The 25,812-nt window shown below is 54.5% G+C and carries 21 protein-coding genes; 6 read left to right on the forward strand and 15 right to left on the reverse strand.

The window, feature by feature from the left end:
* Positions 1-363 precede the first annotated feature (363 nt).
* Positions 364-612, forward strand: coding sequence for an FmdB family zinc ribbon protein (locus R6U41_RS03785; RefSeq protein ID WP_410268503.1), 249 nt, complete (start codon positions 364-366; stop codon positions 610-612).
* A 27-nt stretch (positions 613-639) separates the two neighbouring features.
* Here the strand turns inward: R6U41_RS03785 and R6U41_RS03790 are convergent, their stop codons facing one another.
* The gene (locus R6U41_RS03790) at positions 640-1,296 is read right to left on the reverse strand and encodes a metallophosphoesterase (protein ID WP_410268504.1); all 657 of its coding nucleotides are present in this window, start codon (positions 1,294-1,296) and stop codon (positions 640-642) included.
* Positions 1,297-1,414: 118 nt separating this feature from the next.
* Between R6U41_RS03790 and amrA the strand changes: the two genes are divergently transcribed.
* The 4 genes from amrA (at position 1,415) to R6U41_RS03810 (ending at position 3,835) form a co-directional block, all read left to right on the forward strand.
* The gene (gene amrA / locus R6U41_RS03795; protein ID WP_410268505.1) at positions 1,415-2,011 is read left to right on the forward strand and encodes an AmmeMemoRadiSam system protein A; all 597 of its coding nucleotides are present in this window, start codon (positions 1,415-1,417) and stop codon (positions 2,009-2,011) included.
* Positions 2,012-2,082: 71 nt separating this feature from the next.
* Positions 2,083-2,637, forward strand: coding sequence for a 3D domain-containing protein (locus R6U41_RS03800; RefSeq protein WP_410268506.1), 555 nt, complete (start codon positions 2,083-2,085; stop codon positions 2,635-2,637).
* A gap of 42 nt (positions 2,638-2,679) precedes the next feature.
* Positions 2,680-3,105 (forward strand): PaaI family thioesterase, encoded by a 426-nt coding sequence (locus R6U41_RS03805; protein ID WP_410268507.1) that lies wholly within the window; start codon positions 2,680-2,682, stop codon positions 3,103-3,105.
* A 31-nt stretch (positions 3,106-3,136) separates the two neighbouring features.
* A complete protein-coding gene (locus R6U41_RS03810; RefSeq protein ID WP_410268508.1) occupies positions 3,137-3,835 on the forward strand; it encodes a hypothetical protein in 699 nt (232 codons plus the stop codon).
* Between the two features lie 197 nt (positions 3,836-4,032).
* On the opposite strand, the gene R6U41_RS03815 is transcribed toward R6U41_RS03810, so the two are convergent.
* The 11 genes from R6U41_RS03815 to R6U41_RS03865 all read right to left on the reverse strand — a co-directional run bounded on the left by R6U41_RS03815 (position 4,033) and on the right by R6U41_RS03865 (position 20,487).
* Positions 4,033-4,452, reverse strand: coding sequence for a hypothetical protein (locus R6U41_RS03815; protein WP_410268509.1), 420 nt, complete (start codon positions 4,450-4,452; stop codon positions 4,033-4,035).
* Positions 4,453-4,479: 27 nt separating this feature from the next.
* Positions 4,480-6,468 carry a hypothetical protein gene (locus R6U41_RS03820; protein ID WP_410268510.1) on the reverse strand — a complete coding sequence of 663 codons (1,989 nt, stop codon included), beginning with the start codon at positions 6,466-6,468 and terminating at the stop codon, positions 4,480-4,482.
* Between the two features lie 18 nt (positions 6,469-6,486).
* Entirely contained in the window at positions 6,487-8,199 is a 1,713-nt protein-coding gene (locus R6U41_RS03825; protein ID WP_410268511.1) for a hypothetical protein, read from the reverse strand.
* A gap of 54 nt (positions 8,200-8,253) precedes the next feature.
* Positions 8,254-10,938 (reverse strand): hypothetical protein, encoded by a 2,685-nt coding sequence (locus R6U41_RS03830; protein ID WP_410268512.1) that lies wholly within the window; start codon positions 10,936-10,938, stop codon positions 8,254-8,256.
* 36 nt (positions 10,939-10,974) lie between these two features.
* Positions 10,975-11,931 carry a hypothetical protein gene (locus tag R6U41_RS03835; RefSeq protein ID WP_410268513.1) on the reverse strand — a complete coding sequence of 319 codons (957 nt, stop codon included), beginning with the start codon at positions 11,929-11,931 and terminating at the stop codon, positions 10,975-10,977.
* 84 nt (positions 11,932-12,015) lie between these two features.
* The gene (locus R6U41_RS03840) at positions 12,016-13,518 is read right to left on the reverse strand and encodes a hypothetical protein (protein ID WP_410268514.1); all 1,503 of its coding nucleotides are present in this window, start codon (positions 13,516-13,518) and stop codon (positions 12,016-12,018) included.
* Between the two features lie 48 nt (positions 13,519-13,566).
* Positions 13,567-14,883, reverse strand: a complete 1,317-nt coding sequence (locus tag R6U41_RS03845; protein WP_410268515.1) for a hypothetical protein — start codon at positions 14,881-14,883, stop codon at positions 13,567-13,569.
* Positions 14,884-15,145: 262 nt separating this feature from the next.
* Entirely contained in the window at positions 15,146-15,859 is a 714-nt protein-coding gene (gene trhA, locus R6U41_RS03850) for a PAQR family membrane homeostasis protein TrhA (protein ID WP_410268516.1), read from the reverse strand.
* A gap of 71 nt (positions 15,860-15,930) precedes the next feature.
* Positions 15,931-16,896 (reverse strand): radical SAM protein, encoded by a 966-nt coding sequence (locus R6U41_RS03855; protein ID WP_410268517.1) that lies wholly within the window; start codon positions 16,894-16,896, stop codon positions 15,931-15,933.
* Positions 16,897-16,927: 31 nt separating this feature from the next.
* Complete coding sequence (locus tag R6U41_RS03860; protein WP_410268518.1) at positions 16,928-18,217, reverse strand: glycosyltransferase; 1,290 nt, start codon at positions 18,215-18,217, stop codon at positions 16,928-16,930.
* A complete protein-coding gene (locus R6U41_RS03865) occupies positions 18,214-20,487 on the reverse strand; it encodes a hypothetical protein (protein WP_410268519.1) in 2,274 nt (757 codons plus the stop codon). The genes R6U41_RS03860 and R6U41_RS03865 overlap by 4 nt, the downstream gene beginning before the upstream one ends.
* A 685-nt stretch (positions 20,488-21,172) precedes the next feature.
* On the opposite strand from R6U41_RS03865, the gene R6U41_RS03870 reads away from it, so the two are divergent.
* On the forward strand, positions 21,173-22,636 hold the full coding sequence (locus R6U41_RS03870) for a 30S ribosomal protein S1 (protein ID WP_410268520.1): 1,464 nt from the start codon (positions 21,173-21,175) through the stop codon (positions 22,634-22,636).
* Positions 22,637-22,763: 127 nt separating this feature from the next.
* Here the strand turns inward: R6U41_RS03870 and R6U41_RS03875 are convergent, their stop codons facing one another.
* The 3 genes from R6U41_RS03875 to R6U41_RS03885 all read right to left on the reverse strand — a co-directional run bounded on the left by R6U41_RS03875 (position 22,764) and on the right by R6U41_RS03885 (position 25,812).
* A complete protein-coding gene (locus R6U41_RS03875; protein ID WP_410268521.1) occupies positions 22,764-23,042 on the reverse strand; it encodes a hypothetical protein in 279 nt (92 codons plus the stop codon).
* Positions 23,043-23,142: 100 nt separating this feature from the next.
* Positions 23,143-23,898, reverse strand: a complete 756-nt coding sequence (locus tag R6U41_RS03880) for a succinate dehydrogenase/fumarate reductase iron-sulfur subunit (protein WP_410268522.1) — start codon at positions 23,896-23,898, stop codon at positions 23,143-23,145.
* Positions 23,899-25,812 carry a fumarate reductase/succinate dehydrogenase flavoprotein subunit gene (locus R6U41_RS03885; RefSeq protein WP_410268523.1) on the reverse strand — a complete coding sequence of 638 codons (1,914 nt, stop codon included), beginning with the start codon at positions 25,810-25,812 and terminating at the stop codon, positions 23,899-23,901.

Below are 25,812 nucleotides of genomic sequence, written 5' to 3' on the forward strand. Positions count from 1 at the left end.
GGCCGGGGTCAGTTTTTTCGCTCCTGACCGTTTACGGATTCAGCCAATGCCTTCGCTTAAAATTTCAAAAACTCGGCCTGTCGGCCTCAAACAGTTTGAAATTTTTTAGCTCCGGCATTTGCTGAATTTTTCCGTAAACGCTCAATGTCGCTTCAAAAACCGACCCCGTCCTTGGACTTCCTTGGAAGTGTTTCCCCAGGGCCGCCGCCCGGGACCGAAAACTGCAAATAACTTTTTGCCGCTGCTTAAAACTTTGATTTTATTTTTTTGAACCTTGAACCTTGAGCCTTGAACCTTGAACGAAGTTATTTAGAAGCTGTTTATCCCGCCACGGCGGTATTTTGCAGAAAGGAAACCATTATTATGCCAATATATGAATTCAAATGCGTCCAGTGCGGAGACATCCAGGAATTTATCCTCGGTGCCGGAAATGATTCCGAGGAAGTGGAGATGAAATGCAAGGCCTGCGGCTGTGAAACCCTGGAGCGGGTGATCAGCCGGGTGGGCTGCTGCATGGGAGGCGAAAAAGGCACCGAGCCGCAGGTTTCGTCCAAAACCTGCGGCTCGGGCAACACATGCGCCACCATTGACCTGCCCGGGCCGTCGCGATAGCAGTGATTTGAAAATCACCCGCTGTTTTCAGACCCGCCGGATCATAACCTGCGCATTTTCGGATTCGATTGTTGCATGTGCATACCCGCCTCGCCACAAGGGGCCGGGGTTGATGATTTTCGTAACACCGATCTCATCGGTGGCCGCGGCTTCATGGATGTGGCCGGTAAAACAGACAATGGGCTGGTGAACCTCAATAAATTCCCGCAATGCCCGGCTGCCCACATGCTTTCCGGAGCCGATTCGGTCACAGCGGGTATCTGCCGGCGGCTGATGGCTTACCAAAACCAGGGCAGCGCCGGGATCCAGGCCGGAAACCGCGGTTTGCAGATACTGTTTTGCCGTGTCCTCGTCGTATTCGTTGGGCGTGTGAAAGGGTGTGACGACAGATCCGCCCAGACCGGCAAAAGCAATGCCGTCAATGATTTCAAACCTTGCGTGCAGACCTGCGCCCTGATCTGCAAGCCAGTCATCCACCCCGGGCTCATCGCAGTTGCCGGATACCGCCAGCACCCGGGGCGCATACCGCCCGACCATTTCCAGCACGTGCCGGGCCCTGGAAATTCCCTGAAAATGGGTAATATCCCCGGCAAGCACCACCAGGTCGGCGTCTTCAAGGCATTGGGCCAGTTTGTGGATGTACGAACACCGACCGTGAATATCGCTGAGGCCGATGATATTCATATATTGCCGTAACTCCGGTGTATGGGTTTGACAGAATGCGCTTTGCTTTGTACTTTTTGAGACAACCATAATATCAAACCATAATGCCATATCATAAGCAAGTTACAAAGAGGCAACCATGACAGAGGAAAATCAAAGCCGGCCGTTTGACGAAAAAAAAGGCGAAATCCTGCTTGAAATCGCCAGAAAAACCATTGCCGAGCATCTCGGCCTGTCTTACAAACCTTCAACGGATCTGGACGCCGCATCCCGGGATACCGCGTTTGAAAGCCGTCGGGGCACTTTCGTGACCTTAAAAATCAATGATCAGCTCCGGGGCTGTATCGGAAACCTTCTGCCGGACAAGCCTCTGATCCATTCAGTGCGGGAAAATGCCATCAACGCCGCATTTCAGGACCCGCGCTTTGCCCCCCTGTTAAAGCAGGAGTTTAAAAAAATCCAAATCGAGGTCAGCCTGCTCACAGAACCCAAACCCCTGGATTACAAGGACGGTTGGGACCTGCTTGACAAGCTCCGTCCCCATGTGGACGGGGTGATTCTCCGAAAAGGACCCTATAGCTCCACGTTTCTCCCCCAGGTCTGGCAACAGCTCCCGGACAAAAGGGCCTTTCTGGAACAATTGTGCATGAAGGCCGGCCTGCCCGCAGATGCCTGGCAAAAAGGCGATATCGAGGTGCTGACCTACCAGGTCCAATATTTTGAAGAGTCCCGGTAACCAAACGCGGATTGTCCGTCTGGTGTTTTACCCGAATTACAGGCCCGTGGGGAAAGGAGAAAAATTCGTCCATGTCCGAGGAAAAATTTCAGTCCGTTTACCTTCTGCTTTTGCTCATGGCAGCGTTTCTGGTGATGACTGCCGGATGCGGCAGCAAACACCGGGTCAAAACCATGGAGGTAACCGCCTACTGCGGCTGCGGCCAGTGCTGCGGATGGGAGCGGGGTTCCTGGAAATGCCTGAAACTCGATGTCTGGAACAAGTACGTCTCAACCGGTCCCCGGGCCGGCCAGCCTTACACGGGGCAGACCGCAAGCGGCACCAAACCCCGTGAGCCCCAGCCCGGACTTTTTTCCGGAGACAGCCTTATCCATCCCTGGATGATACCGATGCGCATCGTGTTTTTCCCGTGGCTGCTTCTGCCCGAAGACGGCACCATTGCCGCAGATACCCGGTATTATCCCTTTGGCACGCGCATGTTTGTGCCCGGATACGGATACGGGGTGGTGGAGGACCGGGGCAGCGCCATCAAGGGTCCCCGGCGACTGGACATTTTTTACCGCTCCCACACAGAGGCCCTGCAATGGGGCAGGAAAAAAGTCAATGTCACCATTTATCCCAAATAACGAAAAAAGCCCGAACCCATAATAAAAAGTGCAGCCACGCCAATGGACAATAAAAAACGCTACGAATTTTTAAAGCAGGATTACAGACAGGGTTTTCCGGCCCACTGCGGAATAGAGGTGGTCAATGTTGATGCCGGACGTTTTGAGGTAAAACTGACCGTCGGCCCGGAGCACGCCCAGCAAGAAGGCTTTGTCCACGCCGGGGTGCTGGCCACCATGGCCGATCACACCGCCGGATACGCCGCCTACACCCTGGTGGCCGAAGATGTTTCCATACTGACCATTGAACTGAAAATCAACTACTTCAAACCGGTCACAGGCGATACAGTGGCGTGCCGATCCAGGATCATCCACCAGGGACGGCGGATTCTCGTGGCGGAATCAGAGCTGTTTTCGGTTCTCCAAAACCGGGAAAAACAGGTATCCAAGGCAATTGTCACCCTGATGGCGGTCCCCGGCTCAATTTAGGGATAATATTTTGAATTGAGGTTCCAGGCAAATGGATGAACAGAGACAAACTCCGGTCCGGCTTGCGGATCAAAGGCCCAAATCCCACAGCCGGCTCAAATTTATCGCAATTCTTGTTGCAGTGGCCCTGCTTTCCGCTGTTGGCACCGCTGTGTGCATCCGGTACGTGTTTTTTCCCTCAGAATTCACGCCAGTGACATTGAGCCCCAAAGAGGAAAAAAAGCTCACCCAAAAAATCAACCGGCTCAATGCCGCGTCCATGGGGCAAACTTCCCGGGGCCCGGTCCGGGATCAAAATGCGCCCGCAACCCCGGAGCCATATACGGAAAATCCCGGCAGCCGGCAGATCATTTTCAGCCAAAGGGAATTCAACGCCCTGATCGCCAAAAACACCAACCTGGCAGACAAGCTGGCGTTTGATTTTTCCGAAGACATGGCCAGCATGAAACTGCTGATCCCCATGGATCCGGATTTTCCGATTTTAGGCGGCAAAACCGTAAAAATCACCGCAGGTGTGGAACTGGGCTACGCCAACGCCAAACCCGTTGTCAAAATCCGGGGCATGAGTATCTGGGGCGTGCCCCTGCCCAATGCCTGGATGGGAAATTTGAAAAACGTGGACCTTGTCCGTGAATTCGGCAATGAAAAAGGCTTCTGGTCCACCTTTGCCGCAGGCGTTGAAGATTTCCGGGTGCAGGACGGCCACCTCCGGATCCGTCTCAAACCCTGATGGCGCCGTAAAAAGTTCAATATCTGCGTTACACGCAATTTCTCAGAATTTCACGTACGGATAAGTACGCTGCATTCTTCGAAATTGCGCAAGCCTTGATCTTGAACTTTTTACGGCGCCATCTGAAATCAGACTTTTTACGGCGCCATCAAGCCCTGAGGCCCTTAAATTCGCTCAGTTTCAGACCATGTTGGAAGCTATTGCGGGCCCATGCCCTGCATGGCGGCTGTGATCCGCTGCTGGGCCTCCTGCACAGCGGGATCGTTCATATAGGGCATGGCTTTCATAAAGCTGCTGCTGACCTTTTGCATGACCTCGGCTTGCTCTTCGGCGCTCTGCTTGACTTCTTCGGGCATTTGCTCCGGGTCCCGGAGTTCAGGGTATTTTTCATTGATCTCTTTGATACGCGGGGCCAGGGATTCCAGCCCTTTTGCATACGCATTCATGGCCGCGGCAACGCTTTTGGCCGAATCGGCCTTTTCCATGTCCGAATTGTAATCCACTGACAAGTCAATAAAATCCTTCTGCATATCCACCACATCACTGTACTCGCTGCCGCATGCAGAACCAAAGACCAACAGCATGGAACACAAGACCAACATCAGCCGTTTCATCATGATTTCTCCCTTTTTATCCAATTGTTATCAGTTCATCGCAGATTGAATTTTTTGCAAAATTGTTTCTGAAGGGGCGCAGAAAATGTAATTTCCCGCCACCGGCTGCCAGCTGCTGCCCGAAAGCCGGCCCAGTTTTTTGTGATAGTAAATTACGCGGTAGGAAAGTCTGTCACTGTTTGCATCCTGATATATCACCTTGTTGACCAGGGGCTCTCCTTCAGCCGGGGAAAGGGCCAACGCCCTGCTGTCAGTGTGCTGCCTTCCGAACCGGGTGTACTGAAGCTCGACAACCGCCCGTGCGATACCCATTTGTTCCAGTTCTCCCAGGTCGGCTTCAGCTTCCAGTGTGCGGGGACGCACAGGGGCGGCCAGGGTCACGGCCATGAGCTCTCCCTCCGTCCAGTCGGGCTTCGGGGGATAGAGATGTCCGCCCCGCAGACTCCATTGCACGGCATAATCATAGGTCTGGGCATCATCGCCCATCCGGGCATAGGTCAGGGTCGCGGTCTGGCCGTTTTTTTCCAGATACTTCCGGTCAATGGTGAGCTCATCAATAAACGGCCGCTGGTCTTTGCGGGGCACCCGAACCTGGACCGTGGCGTAATTGACCATTTCCTTGAAAATATCATAGGCCTCGTTGTCAATGATAAAGCGCATCTCCCGCCGCTGAAAAAACGGATCATCCAGATTGACTTCCGTAACCAGTTTGGGATTATCCTTGTATTTTTCATACCAGGCGCCCACGTTGCCGGTCATGGAATAGTGCTCATACCGGGCCATAACCTTTTTGAGGTTCAGGGTCTGCGTGGATTTCCGGCGAATCTCTTTTCGCTGAAACACCGTGTACTGGTACTTATTGTACTTTGCAGCTTCCTTGCGTCTTTGGGCGATGGCTTCCTTGTCTTCTTTCGTCTCCTCGTCATCGCTTAACAGTTCTTCCTCCGTGGGCTGGCCCAGCCTTTTCTGCATGTCAAAAAAGGATTCCAGAACAATCTTGTGCAGGCCGCTTTCAACGATCTCCTTGTCGCTGTCGGGCACGTGCTGGACATAATCAAAGCTCACCACCCCGGTCTCCTCCAGGAAATCCAGCATCTGGTGTTTTTCCTTTTCAGTGAGCATCGTGGTTTTTCTCGTGCTTAAGTTGAGGGGGTTGTGCCACTTGGGATCCCAGTAACGGATCCTGTCGACCGATTTTTCCCGGTCGTGGCTGTATTGGGACTCGATTTCATGGTATTTGTCATAGTTGATCTTTACCTTGACGTCATAGGCCGGCAGTTTGACCACGTACTTGAGGTCAAAGACAACCGAGACCTGGGAGGTGGGCTGCTTGAAGCTCTCAGCCAGGAGTGTGGCGCCGTGGGCGTCCAGCCGGGCGGCCACGGCCACCTGCTGCCCCTCCATCACCGGCGCCTTTCCGGAGGTGATCAGCGTGGAAGTAAACGCCTCGTCGCCCAATACGGCAGAGACCACGTTGAAGCTGTTGCCTTCCGCGCCAATTTCCAAAGGCACCGCACCTTTTAGCAGGGCACCCTTGACCTGCTTTTGCAGCGCTTTTTCCACCGCCTGCTGCTGGGTTTTATCCAGGCCGTATTCAACGAGAAAATGGAGCACAGCGCCCTCGGCCCCGCCTTCGGCCTTGGTTTTATCCGTCACGAAACGGATCAGGGAAAATTTCGGGGTGCCGTCGGCATGCCTGGATATTTGCGGGTTGGTGGGCAGGTAATAGTAGGTTTTGCTGGTTTTTGCCGGATCCCGGGTGGCCTCGGGGAAACACCGGACACTGGTGCCGTCCTTGAGCTTGATATCCCGGTGGCGGCCGTACTGGATCCCGCCCACCTTCCGGGCGGTTTCTGATGAAGGAATGGTAAGCGCCGGGCGGATGGCCTGGGGTTTTAATTTGTATACAGGTTCCGGATCCGCACCGGTTGTGCTGCCGGAACCGGCCCTGGCGGCTCCGGCCGCCATCCACAGGATGAGCACTGTGATCATTCCCACCTGCCTGAATCGGGTCATCATTATATCATCCTCCTTAGATTAGAGTTCAGGGGGCATTAAAACCAGATAGGTTTCATCCAGTGGCTGCCAGTCGCCCTTAATGGGCCGGCCGCCGGACGGGTACCAGTTGATCCGGTAATCAACGGCTGCTTGCGGATCATGGAAAAGCACGTGGCCGGACACAGACTCGGCATCCGTGACCCGCATTACGGCCAGGCGTTTTTTAACCTTCTCGCCAAAGACCGGGTAGCGGACTTCCAGGGTGGCGCTTCGGATGCCAGCATCTTCGAAAAGGAAACGGTCCGCATCCACTTCCAGATCCATCCGGTCAAGGGGCGGGGCAATGGTGATGATGGGATCACTGCTTCTTTGCCATTCATCCGGGTTTTCCGGATTCTTGATCCGGTGCTGGCCCCTGATGCTCCAGGTGGTGCGATACCCGTAATCCAGCCAGGCCTCCTCTTTTTGCCCAAGCCGGGCATAGCGCCAGGATTTGCTGAGTCGTCCCTGGCGGATATCCTCCCGGGTGAATATCAATTCCCCGGCGGCAGCAGCGTGATCCGGATACTGCTTGATCACAGAAACCCCGGCAAAATTCATGATATCCTCAAAAACGCCGGAAAAGTTGCCGTCAACACGGAAAAACACCTCCCGTTTTTCAAAGGCCGGATCCGCCAGGTTGACCACCCGAAACATTTCCGGGTTTTCCCGGAACTGCCGGTAAAGACCCGAAATGTTTCCCGCGGTGTCCACAGGCACCCGGATCACGGCCCGCCGGTTTAAATTGATATTGAAAGTGGCCCGGTTGATATCGGTTCGTTTTTTGAGCACATACTGATTATCCGTGTAATATTTCTGGTTTCCCGTACCGGTGAACACTTTGGCCAGCCATCCTTTTTTCTGACGGCCCTTGATCTGACCGGATTCAACGGCTTTTTCCTTTTCCGGAATTGCGGTAAACCCGGTTTCCTGGTCAAAAATAATTTCAGTCAATTTGGTGGTTGCCAGATCCACCAGGCTTTGCATGGCCTTGTTGGCCGTATCCTCCGGAAGCCTGTCAAAGATCTCCACATTGATTGTGCCGGTGCGGACCAGCTCATCCATAATATCCCGGATCTGACGTCTGGCATAATTGTCCTGCCGGTTGAAAACCTTTGAGAAATGTTCATAGACCGTGCTCACATCCGCACTGATTCGGGCCTCAAAAGACGGCAGGGAGGCCTCGTAATAAGTCCGCAGGGCAACGGATACATCCGAGGTGGGCTTGTTTAACGATTCCCACAACAAGGTCGCCCCGTGGGGCGACAGGGTGGCGGCAACCGCGGCCCTGGAACCCGGGGTAACCGGCGCCCGGCCGCTGCTGATCAAGCTCCGGGTAAACCCTTCGTCTGAAAGGGTCCCGGAAATAATGGAAAAACTCCCCTCTTCCTGCTGGTTCAGGGGCACCGGCCCGGCCAGGCGGGCTTTTGGGATTTTCTCTTTAAGGGCGTCTTCAAGGCCTGCGCGTTCATCTGCAGGCAGGGAGAATGTCATGAGCATGTGCAAAAGCCCGCCGCTGGTATCGCCCTTGGGATCCACGAACTTCACCAGGGAAATCTCCAGGGCACCGTTGTTTTTTTCCGATACCCTGGGAACAGTGGGCAGATAATAATAAACATCCGGATTGCCGGCATCCTGGAGCAGCAAAATCCCGTTGATTTCCATCCGGCCGGCTTCATAATTGACCAGCGCCCACGCAGAGCCGCCGATCAAACCAAAAACTAAACAACCTACCGAAATTGCGAGTTTTTTGAAAATCATCATTGTTTAAATGCCTCCCCCGGGAAGTTCATCCCAATAGATGATATCGCCTTCCAGTTTTCTTTCTGCAGCCGGTATCTTTCTGCTTCCTGTGAGATACCAGGTGACGGCCATGAGGGTTTCGGGATTGTCCGGGTCTTCGGGGATATCGAGGATCATGGATGGCGCCGGCCCTTTATTTCGGATCGTGGCCTGCCGGGTCACATAATGATCCCCGATTCTGCATTTCAGGGTGATTACCCCATGACGTACATCCGCCTCTGTCAGGCGGCTGCCGTCGCCCTCGATGGTAATTGTCCTGTAGCGGTGGGGCGGGGCCAAAGCCAGCATGGGGCTGTCAGTGTCCTTCCACGGGGTCCGGAGTTCCACCCCGCCGTGAAAGGACCAGATGGCCTGGAATTTGTAATTCAGCCAGGCTTCGCGATCGGAATCGTTTTTCCATCCATACGTCATTGAAAAATGGTTGCCGGAATCATTGAATCTTTCGGGTGTGATAACCACCTCATCTGTGGTTACATCGCCTGCCTGGTGGCGCTTTTTCATTTTCACCGTAACGAAATTCATATACTTGGTAAAAGTGGCGGTATCCTGGCCATCGAGGGTCACCAGGACTTCCCGCTGCTTGAAAACCGGATCATCGATTGTCACGGCCCGAAACACCCGGGGATCATTGCCGTATCGGGCATAGATGGCCCCGATATTCTCAGCCATGGCAAAGGCCTGGTTCTCTGTTCGGAAATGATTCATCTCATAGACCATCTTGCCGGAGCGCTTGATGCGCTTCATTTCATAGGAGGCCACCAGGGAAAAACCCGGGATACCGTCGGCACGGCTTTTTTGTGCGGCCGTTTTTTTATCTGCATTTTTTGCAGCCCCCTCTTTTTTGGCTATGGGCTTGTCTTTACCCTTGTCCCCGGCCTCTGATTTTTTGTCGGATTCTGTTGAAGTGCTTTTTTTTGTGGCCTTTTCTGCGGATGCATCTCCCGGATTCTCCGGCAGTTGGGCAGAGGCGGCCCTGGCAGTGGTTTCGGCATCCGATGCGGCGGGGCCCTCCGCCTTTTTCCCCAGACGCTGGCGCAGCATGCGGATGCGGCCCTTTATTTCATCGGCCCGGCTGCCGGTGGGCTCATGATTTTTTTGATAGGTCTCGTAAGCCGTGAGGGCGGCCCGGGTGTCTTCGTTCGGAAAGCCGTTCTTTCGGGCGTTTTCATAAAGCCGGCGGGCACGCGTATAGGCTTGGCCGGCATCTTGTTCAGTGGCTGCCTGTGCTACGGCGCTTGCTTCAGAAGTCTCACTCTGGCCCGGTGCTGCCGTGCCGCCGTCAGAGTCAGTTCCTGCCATCATCTTTGCATTCCGCATTTCTTCCAGTGCATTTTTTCCGTCCTTGCTGTCCTGGCCATAAATATCTGCGGCCTGGCCGAAGGGATCAATGGCGGATTCATAGCGTTCCATTTGGATCAGACACAGGCCTATGCTGAACAAAAAATCGGCTTTTCTCTTAGATTCTGCAACCGCGCTTTTGGCATAGATTTCCGCGCCTTTCCGGAAAGCTTCAAGCGCCTGCGGATACGCTTCTTTGCTGTAATGGGCGCATCCCTTTTGATAGGCAGCCTTGGCCTGATCTTTAAATGTATCAGCACAGGCTGAAGGGAAAAGTGCCTGATAAACCGTCTGCCAAAAAGACGCGGGTGGGCAGGCAGATCCATCACCGGCCGGCCTGTGGATGAACTGCGGATTTATCAGACTCGCGCTCTTGCCGGATTGTTTCGTGCCGGCCGCGCTTTTGAGCAGCTCTACCGCCTGATTCAGGTTCTCATAGCTGTTTTTTTGAGCTGCGGCTTTCTTTAAATCATCTGCGGGCGCAGGATCAAACATCACTTTCAGCAGCTTCTCATTAGCGCTCTGGATGATCTGGTCCATGTTTTTATTTTCACCCTTGGTGGTGATTTTAACAGCCCCTGTCTGACGCAGCTCCTGGAGGAGAATATCAACGTCCGCGCCGAACCATTTGTACTTGAATCCGGCATTGATGCGGTCATGCTTGCTGACTCTTTTCCAGTCCGCCTCCAGGGTTGCCTCATAGGGCTGCCGGATTCCGGCAAATTCCATGTCAAAAACCAGGGAGATATCGGGTGTGTCGCTTTGGAAGCTTTCCCACAGCAGTTCCGCCCCTTGCCGGGTCAGGGCCATGGATACAGCGGTCTTCTGTCCTTCCATCAAAGGGGCTTTGCCCACTGCCACGATGCGGGTGGTTTGCTGATTTTCCTGCTGAAAAGAAGTAACCAGGGCAAAGCTTCCGTTGCGATACGCAATCGGACCCGCCAAAACAGCATCCGGGTGCCGTTGACGCAGATCATTTTCAGCCTGGCGGACCCGCTCATCAGAGGCGCCGTAGGTCACGAGAAAATGAAGAATTCCACCGCCCGAAGCCTGTCCTGTGCCGGCTTCCCCGGTCTTCCGGGTCCGGGCGTACTTGAGGAAGGAAAACTGGGGCCGGCCGTTTTTATAAGCCAGTCCGGGCTGATCCGGAAGATAGTAAAACCGCTCCGGGGAATCCAGGCTTGGATAACAGATCAAGTCTCCGCAGGTTTCCATTTTATCCAGCAAAATTTCCTGGGCCGCCGCCTGGCCGCCCAAGAGCCACACCAACGCAAAGGCTGCAATCAAAAACAGTTTTCGAAAAATTGACACCTTGCCCCCCTCTTTTCCGGCAAATCGCGGATGCCGTCATTGTTCTTCTGTTTTCTGGCTCTCCTCTGTCCTGTTTTGATAGGCCGTGATATCCAAAAGCGCCTCCCCGGTTTTTTGCCGCCATTGTCCGGTTTTTTTGCTGCCGTCTTTATAAATTCTCGAGATTCTGTAGCGATAGGGCTGGTCCAGGTCTTTTGCCAGCTTAAACGCGATGCGCCGGCGGTAATCGCTGCCGGCCCTGAATGTCACGGACTCCACCAGATCCCGGCCGGCTGTGGGGATGGCCACCTCCACGATCTTGGCGTAAAGGTTTTCCTCCAGGTTTTCCACAAAATCAAAGCAGAACACATCCAGGCCGGTATAGCCCTTTTTCATTCTTGTCCCGAGATCGGTGCGCTGGAAATGGTCCGGATGAGCGGACATATCCATTTCAACTGCCACAACCCGGGTTTGCGCGGCTGCATCGGGCTCCCATTGGTCCTGTTTTTTGCGCACCCCGGCCAGGGTCTCGTCAATGGACACGCTCACCTGGGTCTGGCCGGCTGCGACGGCATCCCATAAAATCTCGGCATCCCGGGCATCCAGGGGGAGCACCAGCGCACCGCCGGTCCACCTGGTATTGTAGGTTCCAAAGTTTTGTCCACCGGCAAACATCAGAGAGATCCGGGTTTTGGAAATCGGCATGCTTCTGATTTCCGGACTGGAAACCCCCCTGGAGCGAAGTTCTTTGCGCATTTCCGGCAGAATTTGGGGTTTGCGGCTGCGCTCAATGCCCAATGTCAGCACCCCCCGCACCCAAAAATCCCCGGAATCACTTGTGCCCTTGCGCCCAAGATAGCGGTAAAGGGCCAGGCTGTAATCCGGGGTGCCGTCTTTTTGTTTGCCCAAAACAGGCATGGCCGGCGTGATATACCATCTGGAATGATTTTGGTGATCCCGGTAAATCCGCACATCCCGGATATCTGTAAAATAATCCAGATCCGGTGCGCCCATGCATACAGACACCGGCCATAAGCCTAGAGCCGCTGCTATCAGCAGGTATTTCAAACGTTTTGATTTCAGATTCCCACTCCCGGATTACTGGATCGGGTCGTTAAATAACGCTTCCACCTGGCTGGAACCGAAAAACTGGGTGAGTTTTCTACCGTCCTCCCATTGTGGCGCCATCCGGGTTTGCCCGGCCTGTGTGACAGCTTCGAGACGGTATTTGTACAACAGCGGATCCCCGCCTTTGTCCGTGGGAATATAGAGCATGAGATTTTCATTGATATTATCATCAGCGGTCAGGGTGATTTCCTTTTTCTGAACCGCTGAAGCCCGGGCTGTGAAATAAGGAGACTGGACATGAACAATGAGCTTGTACACACTGAACTGGTCAAACACCCCGGGAATGGCCTCCAGATGAATCAGACTTCCCGGAGCCAGGGCCACGCCTTTTCTGATATTCTGATCAATTGTCTCAAGGCATGGCGCACAATTGCTGTCAAAATCCAAACCCATCCAGGCCACCATGAGGTTGTCGCCCAAAAGCGCTTCAACAGCCGGAAGCTTCAGGGATTTTTCAGCGCCCGCATCAATTTGAACGGGTTTGAGTTTTTTGGAAAGCCGCTCCAGCCTGCCGTTTTCCAGGCGATAAGCATTAATGGCCGCCAGGGACATGGGAAAATCCGTTACATTTTCCAGCGATGCAATGGGATTGCCCCGGGCCCATTGGTCAAACCCCTTTAAACGGGGTCCGGCAAACCGGGAATACTGAATGCGGATGGGAACGGGAATCCGCACTTCTTCAACCACAACATTGAGGCGGCCCACCAGACCGCCATGGGCAATCTGGGCCAGAACCTCCTCGGTTTCATCCTGGGTCAGGGAAAGGGTGAGCCGAAACACTTGCTTTAAATGTCCGGGCGGCTCCAAATGAATCCGCTCCGGCGGCAGGGTCAGGCCGGTGGAAAGGGCCTTCAGGTCCGCCGTGGCCCCGAGACCGGGCAGCGCCTTGACGCTCAGAGGATCCGTGGACTTGAGATCAAATGCCTGGCGCAGAATGGATTTGAGCAGATGGATATCACCTGTCTGATGCGGCGCCTGAAGTTCGGCTGTGATCATCACCGAAGGCTGCCCGGCCTCTGCCTGGGAATTGTACTGAACATTGAGCCGATAGCCGTCTGCATCGCGTTTGAGCAGAAAGGCCCGGGGAATGTAATAAAAGACATGGGCGGCTGCCTTGTCCTGGAGGATCAAATGGCTGTCCCAGCCGCACACAACCCCAAGGTCGGCCAGCAGGGCGGGATCATCAATGATATCGCTTAAATCCAGAGCAGCCGAAGGGTCGGGCCCCTGTGGCTCCTCAACAGCATCCTCGGGTATGATCGGCCTGAGATTTTTCAGGTTTTTAAAAACAGGTTTTTGAATCCGCACCGCGGTAACCGGCTTATATTGAAGGGACGGCGCGGACTGGTCTGTTTCAGCGGGCTTTGGGTTTATTTGAAAAAGGCGCTTGTTGACAACCGGGGATTGTTCCCCGGCCCGGGCGGCAGCCGCACCGAGGCTTATACAAAACACGATGATCAGCAATTTTCGCATGGACGCATCTCCCTGCCTGAAAAATGGCGCTGTTAAGGCATGGTTCCCCTATTGACGCACCAACCGGGGATTGACCCAAACCGCCCAATCCTGGTCGCTGCTTTGGCCGGCCTGTGCACGCAAAACAATGCGCACGGGTTTACCCGCCCAGGCTGACAGGTCTGCTTCCAGGGGGGTATATTGTCTTTTAGTAATGCGTTTGCGAAGCACCCGGCGGGATTTGTTGTCCGCGGATACAACCAAAACCGTCATCACAACCCCGTCTGAGCTTTCCGCACCCTTGAGCAGCGCACCGGTGCTTTTAAACATCACGTTGTCGCCGAGTTTCATCACCGGAAAACGCCCCTGTATCCATCCGCCGTCAACCCATTGCGGATGGGTTTGCAAAAGATTGGCCGCCTTGTTGTCCGGATAAATGGTACCGTTTTTAAGGGTTCTTGCAAATCCCCGGTTGTCGCTGTCTGAGCCCGGAAACGGCAATTGTCCGGCCGCGCTTTTCCATGCGGCTTTGTTGGCATGAGCAAAAAAATTATATTGGGTAACCAGGGGGATTGAAATTTTCCGGACCGGCAGGTTTGGCTTACGGGCTGTGTCCCCAGGCTGTGCAACTTTCCCGGATGCTGTTTGACCTACTTCCGCGGTTTGAACAGGCCTTAATACGGCCCCGGTTTCCACGGGTTTGGGCCCGGCGGTGTCGGCCTGGTTGGTTTCTCCGGTTTCATCTTCTGCCAGTTCAATGGCATCTTCGGAATCGGCCGGCCCGGCGGTTTCTGCTTCAGCCGATTCAATCTCACTGCTGTCTGTCCATTTTTTTTGAAAATCATAGACCAGGCTGCCAAAGGGGCGATCCGGATCTGTTTTGCGGACCAGGTACAAAAGGATCTGATCAGACATGACTTCCGCACAACCGGTGTCCCACCCGGTTGCATCCGCCTGGGAATCCCGGCCGATTTTGAGAATCACCGCCCCCCTTTTGTCTTCTATGGGCGACAGGGTGCTGGAAAATCCTTCCAGGGGTTGTCCCCAGCGCAGAACATCACCCTGGACATAAACCCCGTCCCTGCGTTTGACATCTTCGTAATCGACTTGCAGCACAATTGCATTGCCGCGCCTTTCCAGCAATTTGACTTCACCGATGCGGCCTTCATACGTTCCGATGAATTCTTCGATGCCCTGCTCCAGGGAATCCTGGGCCGCGTCCCCCAGGGTTTGGAGAAGGCCGTCGAGCACTCCGCTGTCTGGCTGCTGTGCTTCTGACTCTGAAGAGGTTTCTGATACCTGGGCAGATAATGGTGCGGCAATGATCAATAAAAGGAAAAAAAGGAAAAAAAGGAAAAAAGGCCGGAAAAAGACTTGATTTTTCATTTTCCATCTCCCTGTCAGTCGGGTGGGCAAAAACGGGCTAGGTGCGAAGATCAGTTGTTTTGATAGAAAATTGTATACTAAGGTTCAAATTCGATGTAAAGACTTAAATGCGATTTACGCGCTCATTTCAGTCAGCAAATCGCCTGCAGCGCAAATTCTGTGCAAAACAATTGAGAAACAACAACACCACAGACTTTGTTTTTTCGTAAAAAGCGAATTGCATCGTCCGATACTTTTCAGGAAAGAAGCCCTGTGGTCAGGGTCAGGAAAGCGGTGTGAGATGGATCAGAATACCGATAAAATGCAGGGTGGAACCGGCCAGGACAAACAAATGCCAGATGGCATGGTTAAACGGCAGCCATTTGGACACGTAAAAGACCACGCCCCCGGTATAGACAAGCCCGCCAAAAACCACCCAATACAGCAGTCCATGGGGAAGTATGGCAATCATGGGCTTAATGGCCACAATGGCCAGCCATCCCATGGCCAGGTAAATGGTCAGGCTGACAAACTTGTGGCGGCCCAGGTATATCAGCTCGTAAATGAGTCCGGCCCCTGCCATGGCCCAGATCAGCGCAAGCAGGCTCCAGCCCCAGGGACCGCGCATGGCGATCAAAAGCACCGGGGTATAGGTGCCGGCGATCAGCAGAAAAATCGAGGCATGATCCAACCTGCGAAACAGGGTTTTCAGTCGACTGCCGGAAACCGCATGGTAAAGCGCGGAAGACAGATAAAGCATCAGCAGGCAGGACCCGTAAACGCCAAAGCCGACCATATGCCACACATCGCCGCTTTTGCAGGCAAGAAACAGCAACACTGCAAGGGCGGCAACGCTTAGCACCGCGCCGATACCATGGGTGAGCGAATTGGCCAGTTCTTCGGCAAAAGAGTAGCGCCGGCTGCCGCCCCGGTCTGCAGGATCTGCCTTACCGGAACTTTCAATGGATTTTTTTTGAACTGGCTTAATCAAGCTCATGGCATTATCCTTATCACAAATCCATGGCAAAAGCGAGCCGGACAATTGGTTTCCCGGCCGGCCGAAGGTGTTCAGGGTCGGTCTGTCTGACGGCCGGGCCGGAAATAATAAATCTGATCGCCGGACTTGCGGATCTCCACAAGACCTGCAGCGGTCAATTGTGCCATTTTATCCCCCACCGTCTTCGGGTCCATGGCCAGGCCGTCTGCGATATCCACGGCCGTGCACGGCCGGCGCAACAGCATGTCCAGAATCTCTGCTTCCATGTCTTTTTCCGGGACGGCTGCGTGCGTGTGGGCAAACTCGGCAATGACTTCGGCCTTTGGGCCCAGAACTTCGGCCAGGGCCTGGAGCCTGTCTGCCGGAACCTGGGCGGCGTATTTTTCCGCAGGGGGCCGGACAGCGGTATTTAAATGAATGCAGTCCGGGTCAATACCGGTCAAATGGGGTTTTAAGGTCTCCATGGCCTCTTTTGTATCATTGATACCCGAAACAATGAAAATCTCAAGCCAGATATGGCCGGCATATTTTTTCCGGAATCCGGCCAGTCCTGAGACCATTTTTTCAAAAGAAATATCTGCATGGGGCCGGTTGATGCGCTGAAAACTTTCTGCATCATGGCCGTCAAACGAGGGCAGCACCACGTCTGCGGCCTGCAGGTCCTTTTGGACTGCTGCATCCCACAAAAGAGAACCGTTTGTGAGCACGGCCACCGGAAAAGTCGAAATCTGACGGATCTCCCGGATGATGGCGCCGATTTCGCTGTTCAAAGTCGGTTCCCCGGAACCGCCCACGGTAATGTAATCCGGGCGCGCCCCGGCATCCAGGCGGGTTTGAAGTTCTGCCAGGATACGGTCTTTTTCAATATATGGCCACCGGGCAACAGTGGTCCGGGGTGTACGGCCGATCTGGCAGTAAATGCAATCATATGTGCAGGTTTTGTAAGGCACGATATCCACCCCCAGAGACAGCCCCAGGCGGCGGGAGGGCACGGGCCCATAAACAAGTGAATCCGGTAGTTTTTGATCTCTTGGCACAGCAGACGAATCCTTTTTGGAAAATTTGGGTTTATTTCAGAAAATCCAGGGTTTTGGCCACGGCATTGAGCTTACTGTAAAGCATATCCCATTCTATGCGCACCGCCTTGAGCATTTCCTCCCAGTTGCCAAACAGATCATCATTGATCTTCTGCTTTTTGGAAGCAGGCAGCCGGCCGATGTGGGTGTAGAGGTCCGAAAGCTTTTGCGCGCAATGCATCCGGTCAAACCCTCTTGCCGTCTCCCGCGCGTTTTCGGAATATACCTGCAGCTGGCCATCCTCTGCGAAACACCGGGCAATGGCTCGGGCAAAGGTCTCAGGATCAGTATTTTCATCCAGCAGACGTCCGTTGTGCCCGTCTCTGACCACTTCGCGCACCCCCGAGGCATCCAGGGCCACCACGGGATTGCCCGCGGCCATGGCCTCTGTGACAACCATGCCCTGGGTTTCAGACTTGGAGGAAAACACGAACAGGTCCATGGCATGGTAGGCATTGATCAGCGCATTCCCGGTCTGCTTGCCGGCCATCACCAGGCGGTCGCCCAGCCCCTGTCCGGCAAAATCCTTCTCCAGTTGCTTTCTTTCCGGGCCGTCGCCCACCACCACAAACCATGCCCCGGTATCCTGCTTCATGTAGGCGGCCACCGCCCGGGCCAGAAACGACAGGTTTTTCTCCCTGGCCAGCCGGCCCAGATGACTGATCACACGGGCGTTTTGCGGAATGCTGAATTCTTTTCGGAATTGTTTGCCGCTGCCCGCCTGAAATGCCTCGAAATCCACGCCCGTGGGAATGGACGTAACCGGCGTTTTGACCCCGCGCTGCTTTAGCAGGTCTGCAATGCTCTGGCTCGGGGCCACCACATGGGTGCACATGTTGGCATAGGCTGTTGTCATTTGGATCACAAATTTCTTCATGGTGGGCGACTGGGAGGAAACATAATGGGTGTACTGCTCATAGAGGGTGTGATGGGTAAACACCAGGGGCAGGCCCCGGCGGTATGCCGTTCTCATGGCGGCATCCCCGAGCAGAAACGGATGGTGGCTGTGGATGATATCCGGGGCAAATGCATCGATTTCCTCATCAATAATAAAGGGAATCGGAATGCTCACGGAAAAATCGCTGCCGTTGAAGTTCTGGATGGCCGGGACCCGGAGTACCCGGGAGGCCTTTTCCCGGCCGGGTTTTTTGTCCGGAAAGGTGGGGGCCACAACGAGCACCTCGCGGCCGAGTTTTCTCAGGTCGGTTTCAAACTGGGAAACAGACCGGGCCACGCCCCCCACATGGGGCAGATAGGTATTGGTGAACATGCAGATGTTCATTTTTCGCGCACCTCGATATGCATTTCATTGTCATGGTTTCCGGCTCCCACGGCAGCGGTCTCATATCCCGGCACCTGAACAAATATATCCGGACACCCGCTTCGCCACTGCCCGTTGATCTGCACCTCCAGACGGCCCTGGCCCGGGGTCAGGGTCACGCTCACAGGACCGTGGGGCGTGGGCGTGGGCCCGAAAAACAATGGCTCGTTTTCAGAAAGCCATTTCCTGAAAATTCCCGAACCGATGATCAGATGATTTTCTTCTTCGCGCACAAACAGATTGCGGATCATAACCACCCATTCGGCCGCAGCCCAGCCGTGCTGGCCGTCTCCCATGCATCCGCCAAGGCTATGGGGATGGATGGCCTCGGGCCACTGGCCGGTGGATGAAGCCAGTTCAGCCACTTTTTCGATCAGATCCTTATAGCGCGGGTCACCGGCCCGCAGCAAACTTTGGGCAATATCCAAAGTGAGATACGCATTGATTCCCGAATGGATCATGTCCTGGAAAAACGCCCCGTGATAGAAGCAGTCATTCATGAGGTACTCCACGGTTTTCATGATCCGGGGCTCAGCAGCAGGGGTGATCTGCAGGGGATAATCAGCCACAAGCGATCCAATGGCCCCGGCATCCATTCGCCGGTAGGGCGAGGCCGGGATGGCGTTTTTGCTTTTGGCCTCAGGAATGGCGGCAATGCTTCCGAATATGCACTTATAAAAATCCTGGTAAAACCGGTTAAACCTTTCGGCCATGGCCGGGCTGTGAAACTGTCCGGCCATTATTGATGCCGCCCTGAGCCCGGCCACGCCCCAGAAATCATCCCAGTAATAATAATCATTGGGCCCCAGGTGCTCGGCGCTAAACCCCGCCGGCAGCAGCCCGGCGTGGCGTATGCCCGGACTTTTGGGAGCGCGCTTTTCCTGGATCCATTCCGCGGCCTTGAGAATCGAATCCAGCCAGGCCTTTGGCGGCCGTGTACCGGTGAGTTCCAGGTACCGGTTCATGATCCACAGCACCTGGCCGTTGGAGTCCCATTCGCCCTCCTGGGACCGGAAATATCCGCTCCTGCGCTGCCGCTGGGGAAACCGGTCGATCCGGATGCGGCTTCGTTCGCACATGTTGGCGGTCATCATTGCGTTTAACATCAGGCAGGCATCCCGGAACCAGAACCGGTTATAGGTATACGGACCCGGAACCGGATCACCCGCGGACAAAAGCAGCAAAGAGCGCACGGCCGTGTCATACAAAAACTGAATTTTTTCATCCGGGACCCGCAGCCGGGCCGTATCCGAAAGATGCTCCTGCCATGAGCGCATGGTGATTTTCCGGCGCTCGGAAGCCGGCGGCATATCATTTTCCAGGTCCACTGACAACCGGATGCGGCGTGCCTGATTTTCCTCTAAACGGAAAAACGCCGCAGAAGTGGCCATGCCCACGCTGCATTTGACCCGTTTGACATTGGAGGCCACATCCGCCCATTTGCCAAACACGTCTCCCTCACCATAATCAGAAAACAAAACCTTGTCCGGCACCTGATCCATATAGACCCTTGTGTGACGGTTCACCAGCCAGAATGGCCGGGCATGATTCTGAAATTCAATGGATTCAATAAACTGAATGCCTTCTGGATTATAGGGCCGCAGGACCACAACCAGCCATCCTCCGGGGGCTGACTGCCCGGTGTAATCAATCTGCGCATACCCGGAACTGTTTTGGGTTTCCATCTGCAGGCCGGTTTCCAGGTCCATGTTGTTTTCACTGCACTGGTGCACAAGCTTTAAGGTGTTTTCATCCATATCCAGATGCTGGTTTGAATTTTCAAGCGCCGAGGGAAGCAGTGGTCTGCCGTTTGCGTCAATGATCCAGCAGTCCAAGGACCAGCCGTCATACAACGGTGTGACCAGGCCCCTGGGATCCATGATGGGATAGACCTGCAGGTCGGGATGGCCCACAGCGGTCCAGTTGCGATGGGTAAGATTGACGTGGGAGAAGGCAAACCCCCTCGGAATAAAAGAATAATCCGACGGATTGAACTGTCGCTGGACCCAGTAGGGCCAGATCCAGTCCAGGTTGTACTGAATGGCCTTGGTGTTGACCAGGCCCCGTGCATGGAAGATAATGCCGGCCCGCAGCAGCTCAATAGGCTCCTGGACCTCCGAGGGCTGGGAGAACCGCCGCACCTGCGCGGCCAACTTGATCGGATCGATAACGCCAAATCGTTTGGCTGCCCGCTTAATGATAAACTTCCAGGGTACCCATCGCGTGAACATGAAAACTCCTTGTTTATAAAAATTTCTATGAACTCAAACAGATAAAATAATGCACAGCCGGCCGGATTTCAATGGGTCGGATGTTTGTAGAAATCATCGGCGTGTTGCAAACACGCCATAAAGTGTGAAATGGAAACAACACCCCCCGGAAACTATGCAATAGACTTTATCCGGGATGACAATTGTGTTATTGTGACAGAAAAGCACTGGGGCGTAAACCGTGAGGGTATCGCAAAAAGCCTTTTATATGGCTTGCTGCTTGTCAGGAAGGAAGCCCTGCGGTCGGGTTTGGATTTTTTCGCTCCTGACCGTTTTTGCGGATTCATCAAATGCCTTCGCTGAAATTTCAAAAACTCGGCCTATCGGCCTCAAACAGTTTGAAATTTCTTTGCTTCGGCATTTGCTGAATTTTTCCGCAAAAACGCTCAATGTCGCTACAAAAATCCAAACCCGACCTTGGACTTCCTTGGAAACGTTTTCTTTCGGCCAAACCCCGGGACCAAGGCATTAAGGGCGGCTTTTTTAAAATTACTGTAACCTGAGCGATTTCCAAGTTTGCCGCAGATACGAGGAAGCCGATGTTAAGCGATAGTCGGCCATGCAAGATATCGGCTGACGCAGTAGATGCGGCAAAATTTGAAAATCGCTATTACCGATTATTGACTGATTTGCTGGAGCAAAAACCATGTCCGAAAATGACATCCCGGAAGAAAACGGATCTGATAAAGAAGAAAGCTTTGCGGATCTGTTTGAATCCTACATGAGTGAGATGAAAGACGATCTGCGCATCGGCGAACAGATCACCGGCGAGATCATCGCCATTGGACAAGACAGTGTGTTTGTCAGCACCGGCACCAAGATCGACGGGGTGGCGGCCAAATCCGAACTCACCGACAAGGAAGGCAATTTCCCCTACAACCTGGGCGATCCGCTCACCCTTTACGTGGTGTCAAAAGATGACAGCGAAATCCGGCTTTCCAGGAACATGACCGCCGAAAGCGGCATCCACCAGCTCTATGAAGCCCAGCGCGCCAAGGTCCCGGTCCAGGGCAAGGTCACTGAAACCTGCAAGGGCGGATTCCGGGTCAATGTTTCCGGCAAAACCGCTTTCTGCCCGATCAGCCAGATGGATGTGGTCTATGTGGAAACACCGGAAGATTATGTGGGCAGTGAATACGAATTTCTCATCACCCGCATCGAGGAAAGGGGCCGAAACATCGTGGTCTCCCGCCGGGAGCTGCTGGAGCGTTACATGGCCGAGCAAAGAAAGCAGTTTCTCAAGACCGTTTCCGTGGGCGATATCGTTGACGGACGAGTCACCCGGCTGATGCCCTACGGGGCCTTTGTGGAACTGACCGCCGGGGTGGAGGGCATGGTGCACATATCCGAAATTTCCTGGTCCAGGCTCGAAAAGCCTGAAGATGCCGTGTCTGCCGGAGATCCGGTGCGCGTCAAGATCCTTGATATCCGGGAGCCGGAAAAACCAGGCCAGCCGGGCCGGATTTCGCTATCCATGAAGCAGGCCGCCGGTGATCCCTGGCAGGATATTTCCCAAAAATTCAGCCTGGGCGACAAGGTCGACGGCATGGTCACCCGGTGTGCGGATTTCGGGGCATTCGTAGAAATCGCACCGGGTGTGGAGGGCTTGGTGCACATCAGTGAGATGAGCTATAAAAAGCGCGTGCTCAAAGCAGAAGACGAGGTTGCCCCCGGCCAGCATGTGGCCGTGATGATCAAGGGCATTGATCCGGAAAAGCGGCGAATTTCTCTGAGCATGAAAGATGCGGAAGGCGATCCCTGGATCAATATAGAAAACCGGTACAAACCCGGCCAGCAGGTCACCGGCACCATTGAGAAAAAGGAGTCCTTCGGCTATTTCGTGGCCATAGAGCCCGGGGTGGTGGGACTGCTGCCTGTATCCAAAATCAATAACGCCCCCAATGCCAGACAGATCGAGGGCTTAAAAGTCGATGATCCCATCGCCGTAACCATTGAAGCCATTCACACCGCAGACCGGAAAATCTCGCTTGCCTCGGCCGATGCTGCGGATAAAGGCGACTGGCAGTCCTATAAAAAAACCGTCTCTGCCGATTCCGGCATGGGCGATCTGGGAGAAAAACTCAAAGCTGCCTTGAAATCCAAACAATAAACAAAAAAAAGAGGGGCAGATCCGGGATCTGCCGCTCTTTTTTGAAAACTCAGCTCTTGATGCACTCGTAATGGGCTTCCTTCCTGCAAAAAACATCGAACGCGGCAAAAAGCTTTTTACGGTGCCATCAGCTCTTGGCAAACAGGCCGTTGATCACCAGCAGCACCCCCCCTGCACAAAGCAGAACAATATAGAGCGGCGCTGTCACCAGGGAATCCAGATAACTTCTCAAAAAAGCGACCGGAAAACTTTCGATCCAGGTAAAGGCGTCATGCCCGAACACACTTGCCAAAGTGTGGTTGTAAAACGTCTGCCCCTCATCCATGATCGAGGCAATTGCCTGAAATCCCACAAGTACCAGACCGCCGAGAAATGAAAGCATCCCCAGCCACTTGATTGTTCTCATGATTCCTCCCCAAAGCCGCGTATTGATTCATACTGCTTAAAAAACCGTTCTTATCCCCATGTTTTTAGGTCTATAACACGGCTTTGGGAAAAACACAAATTTAGGACAGTGCCGCCTTGATAAACTCCCGGTTCATCCGGGCGATTTCCCGGATGGAAATGCCCTTGGGACATTCGGCCTCGCATTCGGCCTCGTTTGAGCAATTGCCGAATCCCAGCGCATCCATGGTCCGCACCATGGACAGGGCCCTTTTTTTGGCCTCTGGCCGACCCTGGGGCAAAAGCGCCAGATGGGATATCTTGGCCCCGGCAAACAGCATGGCCGACGCATTGGGGCATGCGGCCACGCACGCCCCGCACCCGATGCAGGCCGCGGCGTTAAAGGCTTTTTCCGCATTGTCTCTGGGGACGGGCATGGCATTGCCGTCCTGGGGGCCGCCGGCATTAATGGATATATAGCCGCCGGCCTGGATAATCTTGTCCAGGGCGCTTCGGTCCACCACAAGGTCCTTGACCACAGGAAAGGCCCGGGCCCGCCAGGGCTCAATCACGATGGTGTCCCCGTTTTTAAAATGCCGCATGTGCAGCTGGCACAGGGTGGTCTCTGGCATGTGCCCGTGTGCCCGGCCATTGACAACAGCCCCGCACATGCCGCAGATGCCCTCCCGGCAGTCGTGGTCAAAGGCAATGGGTTCGATGCCCTCTGCGGTGAGATGCTCGTTGACAACGTCGAGCATTTCCAGAAACGACATGTCTGTTGAAATGCCTTTGGCCGGATAGGTTTCCAAAGATCCCCGGGGATTGTTTTTATGCTGACGCCAGACCTTGAGGGTCAGGTCAATGGTTTGGGTACTCATTTACTTGTAGCTCCTCTGGGTCAGTTCCACGTTTTCAAATTCAAGAGGCTCGGTGTGCAGTACGGGACCTGAATCCGCGCCCGTGTATTGCCATACCGATACGTGGCAGTAGTTGTCATCATCGCGCAGGGCCTCATGGTCCTCTGTCTGGTAGGCTGTGTTAAAATGGCAACCGCAGGACTCCTTTCGCTCCAGGGCGTCTGTGACCATCAGCTCGCCGAATTCCATGAAATCCGCCACCCGGCCCGCATTTTCCAGGGCCTGGTTGAAATCGGCCGCATCTCCGGGCACGGTAACGTTTTCCCAGAACTCCGCCCGCAGATCCGCGATCATCTGCTTGGCTTTTTTCAGGCTTTCCTCCTCCTTGGCAATGCCGCAGTAATCCCACAGAATATTTCCCAGGGTCCTGTGAAAATCAGCCACAGTGCGTTTTCCGGACACGGAAAGCAGCTTGTCCACCTGGGACTGGATCTGCGACCTGGATTCCGCAAATTCCGCGGCCGAGGCATCCACCTCCGGCAGTTTCGTGCCGGCCAAATAGCCGCCGATGGTATAGGGAATGATGAAATAGCCGTCTGCCAGCCCCTGCATCAGGGCGCTGGCGCCCAGGCGGTTGGCCCCGTGATCGGAAAAATTGGCCTCGCCCAGGGCAAACAACCCGTCAATGGTGGTCATCAGGTTATAGTCCACCCACAGGCCGCCCATGGTATAGTGCACGGCCGGATAGATCTTCATGGGCGTCTGATAGGGATCTTCTCCGGTAATTTTTTCATACATTTCAAACAGGTTGCCGTATTTGCCGGCAATCACATCCCGGCCGTCTCTGGCGATGGCATCGGCAAAATCCAGGTACACGGCAAGGCCGGTTTCTCCCACGCCCTTGCCCATGTCACACTGCTCCTTGGCATTGCGTGAGGCCACATCCCTTGGCACCAGGTTGCCGAAGCTCGGGTACTTGCGCTCCAGGTAATAATCCCGCTCAGATTCGGGGATCTGACCGGGCGGCCGGTTGTCCCCGGGTTCTTTGGGCACCCAGACCCGGCCGTCGTTTCTCAGGCTTTCGCTCATGAGCGTGAGCTTGGACTGGTAGGTGCCGTGCACGGGAATGCAGGTGGGATGAATCTGGGTAAAGCAGGGGTTGGCAAAATGCGCCCCTTTTTTATAACACCGGTATGCAGCCGTGACATTTGACGACATGGCATTGGTGGACAGGAAATAGGCATTTCCGTAGCCGCCGGTCGCCAGCACCACCGCGTGGGCGCTGTGGGATTCCAGTTCTCCGGTAACCAGATTGCGCACCACAATGCCCCGGGCCTTTCCGTCCACAAGCACCACGTCCAGCATCTCGCGCCTGGGGAAAATCTCCACCTTTCCGGCATTGACCTGGCGCATGAGCGAACTGTAAGCCCCGAGCAGCAATTGCTGGCCGGTCTGGCCCTTGGCGTAAAATGTTCGCGACACCTGGGCCCCGCCAAAGGACCGGTTGTCCAGCAGTCCGCCGTATTCCCGGGCAAAGGGCACACCCTGGGCCACGCACTGGTCGATGATGTTGACGCTGAGCTGGGCCAGGCGGTAGACATTGGCCTCCCTGGCCCGGAAATCACCGCCCTTGACCGTGTCATAAAACAGCCGCCAGATGCTGTCGCCGTCATTGGCGTAGTTTTTGGCTGCATTGATCCCGCCCTGGGCCGCAATGCTGTGGGCCCTTCTGGGAGAATCCTGGATGCAGAAGTTTTTCACGTTATAGCCCAGCTCGGCCAGTGTTGCCGCAGCCGAGGCTCCGGCCAACCCAGTGCCTACAACAATGATGTTGAATTTCTTTTTGTTGGCCGGGTTGACCAGCTTGAGCTCGAAACGATGCCGGTCCCACTTGTCCTGCAAAGGCCCGGCCGGTATTTTGGATTCAAGTGTCAT

The organism is Desulfosalsimonas sp., assembly GCF_046483245.1.
Taxonomy (GTDB): domain Bacteria; phylum Desulfobacterota; class Desulfobacteria; order Desulfobacterales; family Desulfosalsimonadaceae; genus Desulfosalsimonas.